This window comes from Marinagarivorans sp., assembly GCF_982758155.1.
In genome coordinates, this window is record NZ_CEXWTU010000026.1 from 1 (window position 1) to 14,772 (window position 14,772).

9 protein-coding genes are annotated in these 14,772 nt (G+C 46.0%); 2 read left to right on the forward strand and 7 right to left on the reverse strand.

Features of this window, described 5'->3' with window-relative positions; translation table 11 throughout:
- The first annotated feature begins 408 nt into the window (after positions 1-408).
- Entirely contained in the window at positions 409-1,560 is a 1,152-nt protein-coding gene (locus tag AC3A8L_RS05125) for a helix-turn-helix domain-containing protein (RefSeq protein ID WP_487961161.1), read from the forward strand.
- Between the two features lie 284 nt (positions 1,561-1,844).
- Here the strand turns inward: AC3A8L_RS05125 and AC3A8L_RS05130 are convergent, their stop codons facing one another.
- The 7 genes from AC3A8L_RS05130 to AC3A8L_RS05160 all read right to left on the reverse strand — a co-directional run bounded on the left by AC3A8L_RS05130 (position 1,845) and on the right by AC3A8L_RS05160 (position 13,954).
- A complete protein-coding gene (locus tag AC3A8L_RS05130) occupies positions 1,845-2,807 on the reverse strand; it encodes an FHA domain-containing protein (protein ID WP_487961162.1) in 963 nt (320 codons plus the stop codon).
- A gap of 359 nt (positions 2,808-3,166) precedes the next feature.
- A complete protein-coding gene (locus tag AC3A8L_RS05135; protein ID WP_487961163.1) occupies positions 3,167-4,933 on the reverse strand; it encodes a flavin monoamine oxidase family protein in 1,767 nt (588 codons plus the stop codon).
- A 55-nt stretch (positions 4,934-4,988) separates the two neighbouring features.
- A complete protein-coding gene (locus tag AC3A8L_RS05140; RefSeq protein WP_487961164.1) occupies positions 4,989-6,713 on the reverse strand; it encodes a protein kinase domain-containing protein in 1,725 nt (574 codons plus the stop codon).
- Positions 6,714-7,319: 606 nt separating this feature from the next.
- Positions 7,320-9,713: a DNA polymerase II gene (locus AC3A8L_RS05145; protein WP_487961165.1), complete on the reverse strand. Its 2,394-nt coding sequence runs from the start codon at positions 9,711-9,713 to the stop codon at positions 7,320-7,322.
- A 224-nt stretch (positions 9,714-9,937) separates the two neighbouring features.
- Entirely contained in the window at positions 9,938-10,828 is an 891-nt protein-coding gene (locus AC3A8L_RS05150) for a hypothetical protein (RefSeq protein WP_487961166.1), read from the reverse strand.
- A 382-nt stretch (positions 10,829-11,210) separates the two neighbouring features.
- Positions 11,211-12,668 carry a vanadium-dependent haloperoxidase gene (locus AC3A8L_RS05155; protein ID WP_487961167.1) on the reverse strand — a complete coding sequence of 486 codons (1,458 nt, stop codon included), beginning with the start codon at positions 12,666-12,668 and terminating at the stop codon, positions 11,211-11,213.
- A 200-nt stretch (positions 12,669-12,868) separates the two neighbouring features.
- A complete protein-coding gene (locus AC3A8L_RS05160; protein ID WP_487961168.1) occupies positions 12,869-13,954 on the reverse strand; it encodes a hypothetical protein in 1,086 nt (361 codons plus the stop codon).
- 446 nt (positions 13,955-14,400) lie between these two features.
- Here AC3A8L_RS05160 and AC3A8L_RS05165 point away from each other — a divergent pair, with 446 nt between their 5' ends.
- A complete protein-coding gene (locus AC3A8L_RS05165) occupies positions 14,401-14,727 on the forward strand; it encodes a 2Fe-2S iron-sulfur cluster-binding protein (protein WP_487961169.1) in 327 nt (108 codons plus the stop codon).
- The last annotated feature ends 45 nt before the right edge of the window (positions 14,728-14,772 follow it).

Sequence of the window (14,772 nt, forward strand, 5' to 3'; positions counted from 1 at the left end):
AAGAAAGCCGATCTCTTCGCCTAATTGGATAAACTATTATTGCCTCGTCCCTTAACTCTGTAACACCGTTACAGCAGAGTTCCTCAAGAAAATAATGATTTAATTTTTAGATTGCTAACGGGGTGCGCTATGGAGGGGGTTAGGGCCGTGCATGAAATAACTTCCCGTTTTTGAATTCCTGGGGGCACGCTTGCCTTCGTTAAAAATATTTGCAATAGCCGGCTATTACGCCATATTTTCGCCTCGCCAAGCGTGCCCCCACAAAACCAAATTCCAGCAACTTATTTCGTGCGCGCCCCTTAGGAAGACTTTTCTATTGCGGTTGTTAGTCAGTCCCTTTTTGTGGCGCGCTTCCGATGTATCATGCGCGGGTATACCTCAGCTATCTCAAATGTAATAAAAGCACTTATGAATACACTGATTTTTAACGTTAATGACCTCGCCTTGCTGTTGTTGATTGCGCAAAGCGGCCTCTTGACGCTGATTTTATTATTGGTGCGGGGCAAAGCCGGCACGGGTAATGGCTTGTTGGCGGGCTTGTTGATGGCCTTTGCGTTACAAGCGCTAGATACCATTATGTATTGGAGTGTACCGCTTAAAACCGTTGTTGCCGGTTGGGCTGGCGTGTGGCCATTTTGGTTGCTGAAGTGCGTGCCTTTTGTGCAAGGGCCGCTGTTGTATGCTTATGTACGGACAAGAATCACCGGCGATGCGTTTAGCTGGCGGCGCGACAGTAAGCATTTTTTGCCGGTATTAATGTATCCGCTATTAGTGGTCGTTATTTTTTGGCAGCTTCGGGATGGGGATTTGGAGCGCGGTATTTATGATTATGGTGCATGGTTTGCCAGTGAGGCTTTCATTTTTATGCTGTGGGCCTACAAGGTGAGTGCGCTAGGGTATGGCGCGCGTTGCATTTGGTATTTGCGCCGCCATGCCAAGCATTTAGAGCAAGCTTATTCTAACCCGGCCTTGGCGCAGCCCACATGGCTTTATATGGTTGTCGGTGGTTTTGTCGGCCTTTGGAGTTGGCATTTTATCGGTGGTATCGCCGAATTATTCGCTTGGCAGCAGGTGAGCCATGTGATGGGTGTGATGGTGAATTATTTTAGCTTTGCCTTTATTACCAGCTTGGTTTTTTACAGTTTATTAAAGTCCCAAGTGGTTGCACCGCCGCTATCGGAACCAAATGCCAGTGAGCAGCCGCAATCGCCAAGCCAGAGCGATCAAACAGCGGCCGCGGGATTACAGCTATTACTACAAGAGCAAAGCCTGTACCTCAATCCAGAGTTAACCGTCGAAGACCTCGCGCGTGCCGCCAGGCTCCCAGATCGCCAAGTGTCGCATTTAATTAATAACTGCTTGGGGAAAAACTTTTTTGAGTTTATTAACGAGGCTCGAGTCGAGGCCGCAAAATGTTTATTGGTGGAAGGCAGCTGGTCGATTCAGCGGGTATTGGAGGAGTCGGGCTTTAATAGCAAGGCGACCTTTAATCGTATTTTTAAACGCTATGTAGCGCTAACGCCGAGTGACTATCGGCGACAAAACAAAACGGCCAAATAGCCCCGGAGAGATGTAATCGATTGGGTGTAATAAGGTGTAATCGAAAGCGTTACCAGCCTCCCCTATACTTCCCGCTATTCCGTGGCGATGCATTAAAGGAGGGGGGGGATGGATAAGGGGTTGGTTGGTGAAGAAAAGGCGAAAGTAAGCCTTTTCGGTAGAGTGACAAAAATAGGGATGCGGTTGAAGTTTGCGTTCTTGGGCGGGACGGCGCACGGAATAATTATTGTATTGGGTTTATTGGCTTTGTGCGGCATCGCCATGTCGAGCCAATAATTGCAGGGCTAATCGCTTAATGTTGCTTCGGCCGGTAGCTGTAGTTTGGCGCCGCCACGGATATCGATACGATCATGGGCCAAGCGCAGTGCGCCGGTTCTTCGTTCTACGACTTGGTGAAGTGCGGTAATTTCTGGCAGTGCGTTGACGACTTGTTTACGAAAGCGGAATATTTGAATGTTGATATGACTTTCTTGCATGCCTAACATTTTGACGAGCAGCTCTTTTGTGATCCACCCTTGCTCGCTTTCGTTAACGTCTTGAGCTTTATCGATTCGGCGTTGCCGTGCTAGCAGTAACAACAAGTAGTGATGGCAGCGCTCGCCAAGCTCAAAGTCTTTGGTTTGGCTTTTAAGCGTTAAGGACACATGTTCTTCGTTTTGGCTAACAAAAAAATGAAAGGTTAAGTCGCACAGTGTTGTTGGCTGCAGCGTGCGATGTACGTTGCGAGTACTCATCGTCGGCCTAGCGTCAATGTAGCGCCATTGGTGTTTACCAGAGCCAACAATGTCACCCGTTTTTAAATCTTGATGGGTTCCATCAACTTCTAGCACCCAGTGTTCTCCCGATTTAAAAATCACAAAATCGGGTTCATTTTCTGATGGCAATGCACAAATATCGACAAGTTCTATGCGCGGAAGATGCGGCAGTATAGGAGCTAAAAAACAGCGAGGTTCAGTAAGGTCGCTAACGAGCCATGCATCAGCATCGAGGCTGCCAAAACGGATCTCATCGCCGGTGCTTAAGGGGATGTATTCCCCTGCGGTAATACGCTTTTGGTTAATAAAGGTACCGTTACTGCTGGTATCTTTGATTTTCCATTGCTCGCCTTCCCACACGACGGTGGCATGGGTACGGGAGACATCCGGGCTGAGTATTTGGGTGGTGCAAGTATCGGGTTGACGGCCGAAAATGTGGTGTGCTTGCAGGGGTATTTTTTGCTGGTTGAGCAAATTAATGAGGCTGGCCATAATCTTTCGCTAATTTTTTTGGGGGTTAAGGCCTCCGTGGCAACGATAAATTGGGCGGTTCCCTCTACCAGTTTCGCAATGCAGCGTAGCATTAGGGGATGAAATATTGTTTCCTCGTCCCTTATACGAAAATGGTCAGCGCAGTTAATCTACATGCGTTTGATTGCGCATCACGTCGCCTAAATTATGTGTGATGAGTGATCAATAAGGTGTTTCCCGCCTTAATAGATAATCAGCGATTGTGTCGCCGGTATTCGTTAAGGCGGGAAACAACAGTTTGTGCGGCGTAAATCACAGGCGATAGTGACACGCAGCTAAATAAGGGCGGGAATATTATGCCTCGCCCCTAATGTCGATTATTAGCTTAGCATGGGTAATTGTTTTTGCTTGGAAAATTCGAGTAGTGTTCTTCGCAACTGTGGTTTTCGCAGTACTAAGGCTACGCGCAGCTGCTGAATTTTACCTAAATTTTCTGATGGTGGAGCATTTAATTGCTCAAGGATAGCAACGGCTGCACGCGTGCCGGTTTCTGCGGCACCTTCCATAAAGCCCTGAAAGCCTTCGGATGTATGCTCGCCACAAAATTGCAAACTGCCATCGTTGTCGTCATACGGTATGTTTGCCGCCAGCTCGACTTCACCAGGTTTCACGGCCATATAGCTGCCCAGAGTCCATTTATGGGTCGGCCATAACATGCGTGCCGCGTTACCGAGGTAGCCTTCTTTTACGCCGGGGTAAACGGTATTAACGGGCGTGAGTAGGCTGTGCCATTGCTCTTCTGCCGTTCCTTCACCAATACTAAAGCCCGCATTACCGCCCACAAAATTGGTCCATAACCCATGGGGCCCCTCTTGGCCGCGTGAAGTATCCCATAGGTTATGGATGTCGCGTTCCAAGGTAGTTTTTTGATCAATAACTAGAGAGCCATCATGCCCTTTCGAGCGCCAAGGTTTTCGGTTCTTGAACTGGCCCATAAGTTTGGCGTTGGTGCCATAGCTCACGGAATTAATGATGTCTATGTTACTTTTTCGTAGCGTGCCTGGTGCAATCGTCACTTTTCGCAATGTTGAAAAGGGTAGAGCCAAAACAATACGCGGCGCTTCTATTTGGATTTTTTCGCCTGTAGCTTTCTTAAAGGTAGCTATATATCGGTCGTCCTTGCGTGAGAGCGCTGTAAGCTCGTGCTCGGTGTGTACCGCGTTGGCAAGTCGCTTAGTCATTTCACGGGCTGGGCCTTCGTTACCGTCGTGAAAACGCATGATTTCGTCGGAGTCGCCAAAGGGTTTAAACTCTTGTGACTTTCCCTCCCCTTCGAAGTAAGAAACGCAGGCGCCGTTTCTTCCGCAGGGGTAAAGGTCCAGTAAATTAAAAACGGATAGCTGCTCCATCTCTAAGCCGAATTCACCTACAAATGCGAAATGAATAACTTGCATCAGTGTTTCACTGGCACCGTGAGTGTCTAAAAATTGCACAAGGGTTGTTTGGCTGTCTATCTTCTTGCGCCTTGCATTGACTTCGTAGTCTGAGCCCGAATTTTCTAGTTCGGCTAGCTCTAGATTTATTCTTCTAATGGCTAAATCAACGGGCTTGAAGGCTGCAATAATTTGCTTTTGCGTTAAGAACTTACCGTTAATATTGTATTGGTAGCCGTAAGCGATACCCTTTGGGAGTGAGCTGGGTAGGTTATCAAGTTGTAAGTTAAACTCTGTGGCGAAATGCTGCATAACGACGTGGTCAGTATCGATTAACTCACCACCTAATTCGGCGACTTGGCTGCCTTCAAAATACCCTTTATCTGTTGAGTATGTACGCCCCCCCGTTCGTTTAGAGGCTTCATATAATGCGACATTAACGCCAGATTCTTTTAAGCGGTAGCTGCAATGTATGCCCGCAAGCCCAGCGCCAATGACAATAACATCGAGGGCATCACTGGCGACGTAGTTTGCGCGCTGGGCAGACAAGGTGGGTACTGCAGCATTGCAGCCAGCCAGTGCGGCGGCACTGGCAATGGCTGAAAGCTTTAGCAGCTCCCGGCGCCGAGTGTAGGTTGGGTCCTTAGGAGCGCTGGTGTCCTGATGTGCTTGCAATATTTGCTTAAGCTGCGAAAAAAAAGGGCTACGGGCCATAGGTTTTCCTGTTGTATTGATGGCTGGGCTTATATCGCGCCAGCGTTGTTTTTGTTTAGAATTTAACACCCGTGAGGGCGTTTTCTAAAAGACTGCGCTGATGAGACGCTAAGGCTAAAGAGGCTGTGTCGGCAAGAGATGCAGCTAAAGAAAATTCGTCTTCAGTCCATTTCCGCATTGTGCCGATATGCTCGTGGCATAAAACTCCATACATTCTGCCTCCGACCCAAATGGGAGCGTCTAACATACTGGATATACCAAGTGACGAGCAGTAATCGAGTAATTCCCTGGTTGAGCTGTGATAAAAAACATCATCAGCTGCAATGGCGAGCTCTTCATTGAGCGCTTCGAAATACGAGGGGTAATGCAGAGACTCTAAAATACCGCCGCTGGAATGGGTGTTGTATTGGCGTTCAAACAAGTCCAAGCAACGAATGCTTTGTCTGTCTTCAGAGAGTGTCCAAATGCTCACGCGGGCCGAATCCAATATTTCTGCGGCTGTGCAGGTAATGTCGCGAAGTGACTCAGTGAGTTGCCCACCACGTGTTTTCCTCAAACGTAAAACAAGCGCACTCATGGCATCCCGTCGCCGTGTTTGCAGCGATTGCTGCTGACGCAAGCGCGCTAGATCGGCTTGCACGCTTGCCAGGTTGCTCCAGTCATCGGGGCGAGTATATTGCCCGCTGGAATTATTACCTGAAGTAAAAGCGCTTTGAGGTTGACTGGAATTACGTGTTTGCGGAGCGGCTTGCTGCGGTGATCTTTGTGAGGTATGGGATGCAGAAGTGAATGCATTGGGTCGTGATGAAGTCTGTGGGGGTGTTGAATATTGCCCATAGTCAGGCGGCCGTGCACCGGATACAACCGTTGGGTTGTCGGCCTCGATATTATTGGGGGCACGTAAATCGCTGACATCAATGTTTGCTAATCGGTCGGCGATAGTCGTGGCGTTATCTAGGCGGACTAATGGGTTTTTTTCGAGTACTTGGCGAATTAGGTCGCCAAGGGGGTGGGCTTGTAGCCATGCCGGGACGGGCACCGGTTGGTCAGACATCTGCTCAAAGAACAGTTTTGCAATGGTTTCCCCTGCCATAACTCGCCTTCCTTGTAGGCACTCAAGAAAGATTAAGCCCCATGAATAGAGGTCCGACGCTGGGGTTAATTCTTTGCCATGTAAGTGTTCTGGCGAGGTATAAGCATAGGTGCCGACAAACCCTTTGGTAGCGGTAATTCGACTAAGGTCGCTTGCCGCTTCGCCAAATAATGTCGATATGCCAAAGTCCAAAAGTTTTACATGAAAACCCCTGTGGGAAGGGGAAATCATGATGTTGTCAGGTTTTAAATCGCGGTGTAGCACACCATGATCGTGGGCGCAGGCTAGTGCATCGAGAACCTGCAGCATTAAATCTTTTGCTTGTGCGGGTGTAAGGCGATTGTTCTCGGACGGTAAATTATGGAGGGTGTGTCCCGGTACAAATTCGAACACGGTAAACATCCCTTCATCTTGCTCATGGCCTGAGTCAATCAGCCGTACAATGTTGGGATGGCTAAATTTTGCACATAAGCGCATTTCGCGACGAAAGCGCTCAATAACACTTTGGCTTTCCGCTTCGTTACCCGGTTTCATCACTTTAATTGCGACATCTTGGCCTGTACTAAGCTGCGTTGCTTTGTATACCGAGCCAAAACCACCTTGCCCTAGCAGGGAGTTTATTTTGTATTTTGCGGCAAATTCGGGTGATGCAAAAAGCGAATCTGAAAAAGAATGATTACCTGCCACTAGAACTCCTATCGGGACTGTATTGTTAGCCGTTAACTTAATTGAGCGTCAAGCCGTTACTTCTTTATGGCTGTCATTGTTCAGCTTATGGTTCCGCGTGACTTGCGCACGCTATCAAACCATAAAATTTCGATCAAACAGATTTTTTATTGTCATTATAAATCTGTCAGCCGGCCATCATAAAGTGGTGGCGCCAATATTTGTTAGGGTATTTCAAACGCGCGTTTCAGTTAAGGCGCGCAATACGTTAACAAAAGTTGGCGGTTACTATAACCAGTGCAATAAATGGCATCAATAAGATAGGGGCAAGTTTAAGCACGTGTAGTGCGAAAAATTTAAGTTATAGGTGTATAAACTTAAGCTTGCTTGACGTTAACATCCTTATTTAGGGTTTCAGTACAACTGCAGTAAATAAGTTGTTTAAATATTGTGCAGGTGCTGATGCGAAATCCTTGCTGCGGTGTTTATTCTAGAGGGCCTCGGTGAAAATACTATTACACAGTATTACGCCCCAAGACGGCATAACGCATTCATTGTTTCGCTTTCGGTTCACCAATGTGGTGCGGCCTATATTTTTATTGGTTAATCAGCCGTTGTTTAATAAATTTACTCCTTAAACAACGGAAGTTGCGCTGCGGTAATATCTTCAAAATGCAGACCGATAAATTGCAAAACACTATCTGCAACAGGCTTTAGTTGACGTTCAACATATTCGTTGTAAGCAATGGTGCCTTGAAACTGCAGCTCGGCAGCATCCTCGTCGACGGGCTCTGGGCCGGTAGTGGTTAATAGGTAACTTATCCAGTCACCGCGCTGCTTGTGTATGCCTTGCGCACTAAGGCGCTTCGCTGCTTGAACATGCGGCGGAATATTTTTTTGGTAGTCCTCTATATTTCGGCGTAGGCGTTTGCGATAAATGAGATCGTGATTGCGTTCACCTGCGAGAACGGCAAGGGTCGTTGTGCGGATAAAATCTTCAACATGAGCATCTTCAAAAACAAGTTGATAAAGTGTTTCTTGGAATTTTTTTGCTAGAGGAGTCCAGTCTGTTCTAACGCTTTCTAGGCCTTTAAATATAAGCTGTTCTTTACCATTTTTACGGATAATACCTGCATATCGTTTTTTACTGCCCAGCGTAGAGTTTCGGATCGTTGGCATCAGAAACTTCAAATAATGGGTTTCAAATTCGACCTCAAGGGCACTGTCGATATTATATTGATCAAGCAGCTGTTGCTGCCAATTTTGATTAAGTTGCGTTGCGAGATTATTACCGATAATTTGAGATTCTACTTCGCTTTTTTCGTTGCCAATCCATACAAAAACAGAATCAGTATCGCCATATATCACCTGATAGCCTAGCGCTTCAATCCACTCCTGAGTTTGTTGAATGATTTGGTGGCCACGCAAGGTAATCGAGCTGCACACCCTCGGATCGAAAAATCGGCAACCGGTAGAGCCGAGTACGCCATAAAACGAATTCATAATTATTTTAATGGCTTGGGATAGCGGCTGATCATTGTGTTTTTTTGCATTGTCGCGGGCTTGCCATAGATCCTTAATAATACGAGGTAGTAGGTGTTCGCTCTTAGAAAAAAAAGCATCATTAAAACCAGGTACTAACTCCTCTTTGGGCGGCACTGAATGCTGGGCATACCAATAACTGTAGGGGTCGATAAAAAAAGTGCGAATAATACTGGGATATAGGCTTTTAAAATCTAAGACTAAAACATTCTGGTAAATGCCGGGCATAGAGTTTAGTACATAGCCGCCTGGGCTAATAATCGTCGACTGAAGCTCGCCTAAATTAGGAGCAATGTAACCCTTGCGATGAAGTTGCGGAAGGTAGGCAAATTCAAAGGATGCTACCGATCCACCCATTTTATCCATGGCTAGCCCAGTTAATTGGCTGCGTGCAATGGCGAATTCCAACAGTTTTGTTTCTACAAATATAGACCACACCAGTTTACAGTCGTGTAGGTTATAGGCTGCGAGGTCTTTAGGGTTATGAATATAGAGCTGGGTTATTTCATCACCACGGTGTTGCGATTGAATTAATTTTTTATCATCAACAACAATTTTAGCAACATCGTTCAGTTTGAAGCTGGGGAAGTTATAGGTTGCTGATTTGAGTATCTCGATACCGTCAAGTACCACTCGGCCGGGCACTGTTAGGTAAAAGCGCCTATTGTCTTTATCTTCGCGCCATTTTAAAGGTTTATGCCCACGACTTATGGCCAGTGGTATTTTGTGTTTTTGGCATAAGTCATCAAGCACTTTTAAGTCGAACTGTACGACATTCCAGCCCATTAAAATATCGGGGTCGTATTCTTGTAACCACTGGAAAAAACGGAGTAAGCAATCTTTTTCAGTGAGGCATACCGTGATAGGAGCAGACGATTGATCGCTGGGTTGAGCAATTGCAGTAGTGGTTTCTTCGGGCCAATCGGGATGTTGCACAATAAAAACAATATTGATATCGGGGTTGTAGGCCGCTATAGAATAAAGAGTATTGGCATCCATGGTAGTTTCGATATCAATGGATAAGCTACGAAATTGTGGTTGATACTCACAGGGGCTTAAACGAGGATTTTTGCACAATTGATAATCTGCACAACGATCAAAATCTCCCTCAATACTTAAGCCTCCGGTAATAAAACGCTCCATCAAAAAGCGTTCTGGTGGCCGTATATCGGCTTCCCAAACGGGGATGCGATATTTTTGTAATCGACTTTCAGCATCGCGTGCAGCGCGATAACTCTGGAAGTAGAGTGGGCAAGTGCGCTCATTCAGGTAATTTTTAAAGTATTTGTTGCCCGCGCGGTATTGGCGCCGGAGATGCTGAGCCACTGCGGGTAGATCATCTACGCGAACAAAAATTACAGCTTCTTGTTGTTCAATCTCGATACAAATCGGGCCGCTATCACTCAAGCACCAAAACTCTAGCGTGATGCCATTAGGGGTGTCGTGCCATTGTTTTGTGAGAAGGAATGCGTTGATCAAGAGGGCGTGCTCTAGTAAGGAGGTCGCCATCTTAGCATCAGATGGGGCAATATTATTGGCCCCAAGGCATCATCAATGCAGATTTATCGTAAAAGGGTGTAATGAGGAGAATGCTGGTTATCAAAACAGTTTTTGTTGCTATAAAAGTAACATCGAAAAGGGAGAGGCCGAAGCTCATCAGTAATGTAAAGCCCACCCACTATTAAGGTGGGCTTTTCATATATTCAGCGCGGTAAGGTGAACATCAATTGTGGTATTGCAACAATGCCTGGGCCGCCGTTAAAAGGGGCCACTAAGGTTTGCTCGGCCACAGTGCCGTAAACGCGGCCCTCGGGGTGTAATACCAAGTGCAAATTAAGGGGTTGGTATTGCTCGTTTTTCGACCATGTTTGCGGGCAAAACCCCATATCCCGTGAGCCTGAAATTCGACCATAGCGATCGGCCACAAATACATTGGCAGATGCGCCGCCAAAGGCAAGGTCGGGTTGGAAGCCGCCTGTGCCTAGTGGGGGTGGCGGATTGACCTGATCAAAATAAAATAACCAGAGTGTATAGAGTCCGCCAGGTACTAAATTGGAGGCCCTAATGTGGTAGCTGTTGTCATTCGGTTTGCAGCTAAAGGTCATATTTCCCTTGGCAGCGAGCCAATCGTCTACGGTATAACCAAAAGACTGCGAGCCATTACTGGCTTCATGCCATTGCGCATTGTGAACGGAGGGTAAAGGCTTCTCCTGTCCGTCGCTGGTAAAAATTTGAGGGAAATCACTTAATCGAATGTTCTGATTTTTAGGGAATTCGGAGGTGACTTCACTATTAAAAATGAATTGATAAATGGCGGGGTCGGCATAAGTGCAAAGTTCCGATGTGGTATCGGTATTTGCCGTAATTGGACTTGCGTGTTCTTCCCCGCATACGCCATTAAGGCTGAAGCTTAGCGGTCCGACGATAGGAAGATTTTTAACCGGTTCTCCCATGCGCTGGTTCCAGCCTGTTACCGCTTCACCCTTCACCCTTTTTTGTGAGTATTGCCCATCGCGGTGAGTGCCGGCAAAGCTGCTGCTAGCATTTAAGGTGGCCAGTAGGCCTAGCGCGCAAAGTAAATAACGATGTTTCATGGATTACTCCTAGGGGGCGAGGGAATAATAGTTTATCCAATTAGGCGAAGAGATCGGCATTCTTATCAAGGCGCTGAAAGGGGCGCATGCCGAGGCCTGTAACGCTTTGAGCAACGAAGGTAAGGATGTCGACATCAAGCATTAGTGGATGAAATATTGCTTCCTCGTCCCTAAATTAAATGCCAAAAAAAGGGGCATCACACAGTGATTGCCCCTTAGGGGTGAGCATGAAATAACTTCCCGTTTTTGAATTCCCGGGTGCACGCTGCCTTCGTTAAAAATATTTGTAATAGCCGGCTGTTACAAATATTTTCGACTCGTCAAGCAAGCACCCACAAACCCAAACTCCAGCAACTTATTCCGTGCGCGCCCCTTATTCAAATTAACGAGCGCGACCTTTAATGTGGCGCTTCACAAAGCGGAAAGCTTTATTCCCAACGCGCTCACCAATGCTAAAACCGGCAGTGACAGAGTCTGGAAAATGAACACCAGCATCAAGACGGCTTTGACCACACTTCTCTTTTAGTTCTGACCAGGTAGCGAAGTGAAGATCGGTGTCCTGCTGTGGTGTAAAACCTTTTTCGTAAGTCGAGCCGCCTTTTGGAATTGAAACGGTCCAATCAAGTGAATCTTCACGGAAGAACTTACGCAAAACATTAGTATGCGCCGCACAAAATGCAGCAGAGCCCGATGGGTATTCTGGGTGATCGGCAACGGGTAAATAGCTTGTCCACTGATTGGCGGGGATGTTATCTACAGTACCTTTTCCTGGTCCGCCCCAGCCTGTAACTTCTTGGTCACCATAGAGGTATGCGATGGCAGTCCAAGGGCGAACGGCATCAAATTTAGTTTTTTGATGCCAAATTGCAATTGATGTATCAAAGGCAGAAAGGTTGGCAAGAAACTCCATTTGAATAGTTTCGATAAAGCCGAGACCTTTTGATTTAGCCGCAAATTGACCTGAAAAACCCAAGCTACGTAATTTGTAATCAAATAACTCTGAAAGTAATTTCTTTTCGTCGGTAAGGTTCGCAGAGGTTTCCAAAACAAAATCGGCTTGCTCTTTATAAGCCGCCGCATGTCTTGGGTTGCTACGCCATGGGCGAGGAACATTAAATCGTTGTGCGTTTTTATAGGAGTATGGCGTTACATATTCCATTTGTGGCGTTACATATTGCTGTACCGAAAACTTACCTAGGCCATTCGTGCCACTGGCTGGTTGCCAGCGAGATGGATCGAGTACTTCATAGAATGAATTGAAGGGGATATAGCCCGTATAGTCCTTATAAGGTTGGCGATTAAAGTTAATGCCGCCCTCGTCGCCAAGCTGGTTCATACCATCGTTTAAGCGTGCATTAACGACACCCATACCTGCAATGTTACCAATGCCAATCGGGCTTTCAGGGTCCATGCTGTCGTCGGTTGGGTCTAGGCCTACATTCGTTAACATGGCGTCCCATTGCGCTTGGCGATGCGGTGCCAAACTGCTAACAACACGGTATGTCGCATAAAGTAATGCCGTATTTTTTTCGCGATTACCTTCTTCGGTTTGGCGCTCGGGCATGCGGGAGTAAATGCCCACTTGTGTGGGGTGGTAGGGCGCTACGGCATCAAACCATGAATTGGAAATCATTACGGTGTGGCGTAACACTAATGTCGCATCAGAGCCGCTAGGCGAAACATCCTGAGACAGTAGTTGAAATACATTTGGGACTACAACTTCTAAGGGGGCATAGCCGGTGTCAATGTCAAAGGCAAAAACATTGTGTGTGGCGAATGTTGCTGCAACGGCAATACACGTTATATGTGCTTGTCGTTTAAAGCGGCTTAGGCATTTCATAATACTGTTCCTAGATTAAATGAATGTCAGTGACCAAAATGAGAATGCTCGGGTTGCACGCATTAATATTTTTTATTGTGAATATTAAAGTTGCTGGCTTTCTCATGGGGTCGGATTATAGAAAAATAAAACGAACAATAGTCTTTATATAAGCAGAACCTTTTGAGAATGTGTGTACCAAAAACGCTGCGGTCGGGTGTTTAACGTGCAAACTGATTGCGCAGCGTGCGTGTAATGGCGTTAGTGAATACATTGCGAAATAAGGGGCTAGACAACCCGATCGTTTTCACTTCAGAATTAACACCGGGTATTGAAAATACAATGACAGCAAGGATGACTATGGGTATGTGGCCTACAAGTTCATGCGGCCCTAATATCCCTCCGGACAAGGAGAAGAAAAACAGTATTCCGAAAGTCGAAAGTCGGCTCGATATATTACAGATTAATAATATTCCAAAGCATAGCTCCGCGAGCCCAGCAGCTAAAATGAAGTGCAAGTTAGTGAAGCTAGGTAATAAATTTGACATGAAGTTAATGTAGGGGTAGTTACTTAGAAAGTTCAATGCTAAGCCTGGATCTATGAGCTTGTCATGTACCGTTAATATTATCAGTTGTACGCCTAATCCTATTCGTATTGCCGAGACTGCAAGTGATGCTTGGGATATTGGTGCTGCGTCTTTTCGACGATTAAGGCGGTATTCTGTAGGCGTTGCACTATTTGACGGGTAGGCATAAATAGCGACACCCAGTGCGAAAATTTCCGGTGCGTAATCTATTGCGTTGGAAAAAGGGTGGTAAATAAATAAGCTTATAGAAAATGTAATTAAGCCTATTGCAAATAGTCTCGTATTAACCGCTAACAATATCAGCAGTGCACCTTGTATTAGACGTTCTAGTGACGTTAGATCTGTGGCAGTGAAGTTAGGTGCTACAAAGTTGTCTTGAATAATATTACCGAGTAAAAATGTCGCAGCGGATAAGCGTAGGAGTGCGGGAATTGCTTTACTTGGCATTAATGGTTTGTATAGCGTGAGCGCGATATTGTTCGATACCTTCGCTCTATTGAAGGCCATCAGTGCAAAAGTTAAAAAGATCAGTGTGCCAAAAATCAGCGCTGCATTAATCCCGTCCCATTGAAAGTAGACGTCTTTAAATTGGTCCTCTGTTTCAACAAACCATTTTACATGAGCCCATGCTGAGGTTGGTGCAAAAAAAATGGGTAATATTACCCAAAATCTTAATGAGTATTTGTGGAATAATCTACGGGCGAAATGTTCTAGTTCCATGGTTGTGTCCTCCTGTGGGGATTTGTGAGTTTATGTTTAAGAGGCTGGAAATTTGTAGCGTTATCAGTAATTGATCGTTGTATGTTTGGTATCAAAGTTCCAGTGGCTGAGCGAAGATATAATAGGCTTGAGAGCGGTGGGGGCAATAATAAAAAATGGTACATAGAGTAACGGCGAATTTTTTTAATAATAATCAGTCGGTTTGAGGCGTCGTTGTGAGGAGTTGTTGCGAGTTGGTTTTTGAGTGGTTATTGCGCCGCAATGATAAGTCTCGCGTCATTAAGAGGGCGTGTTGTACAAATACAAAATATGTTGTTGATAGTTGTTGTAATTAAATATTAGTATTTTAATGATTTCAAAGTAGATTTTTTATTCAGAATGTAAGTTTAAATTCGTAACACTTAATGATGTGTTGCGAGCACATATTGAGAATTTTAGGGGGAGCAATGGAAACGACGGTAGGTGAATTGTTGGTATCAACATGTGATGGCGTGGAAGAGATTTCGGATGCTGAGTATGGTGAATCGTTAATGGAAATTCTAAGGGAGAATTTATTTGATGTGCCTGCCGTTTGCGGGGGTGCTGGTACCTGCGGGACTTGTCATGTGCGTATTGCAGGGAGCTGGGTGGAGGTTCTTGAGAAACCCGATGATTATGAAATTGCCACACTCAAGAGAAGAAAAGGTTATGTGGAAGGGCGTTCTCGTTTGGCGTGTCAGATTCCATTTTCAGAAGAGTTGAGGGGGATGGAGTTTGAATTGGTCGGGAGGTAGGCGTATCGAGTAGGAGCGCATTCACGTGCTCAGTGGTCTGGAGGG

What these genes read in the sequence shown, in the direction of transcription:
- AC3A8L_RS05125 (WP_487961161.1), top strand. Translation starts at nt 409, where the DNA reads ATGAATACACTGATTTTTAACGTTAATGACCTCGCCTTGCTGTTGTTG.
- AC3A8L_RS05130 (WP_487961162.1), bottom strand. Translation starts at nt 2,807, where the DNA reads ATGGCCAGCCTCATTAATTTGCTCAACCAGCAAAAAATACCCCTGCAA.
- AC3A8L_RS05135 (WP_487961163.1), bottom strand. Translation starts at nt 4,933, where the DNA reads ATGGCCCGTAGCCCTTTTTTTTCGCAGCTTAAGCAAATATTGCAAGCA.
- AC3A8L_RS05150 (WP_487961166.1), bottom strand. Translation starts at nt 10,828, where the DNA reads ATGAAACATCGTTATTTACTTTGCGCGCTAGGCCTACTGGCCACCTTA.
- AC3A8L_RS05155 (WP_487961167.1), bottom strand. Translation starts at nt 12,668, where the DNA reads ATGAAATGCCTAAGCCGCTTTAAACGACAAGCACATATAACGTGTATT.
- AC3A8L_RS05160 (WP_487961168.1), bottom strand. Translation starts at nt 13,954, where the DNA reads ATGGAACTAGAACATTTCGCCCGTAGATTATTCCACAAATACTCATTA.
- AC3A8L_RS05165 (WP_487961169.1), top strand. Translation starts at nt 14,401, where the DNA reads ATGGAAACGACGGTAGGTGAATTGTTGGTATCAACATGTGATGGCGTG.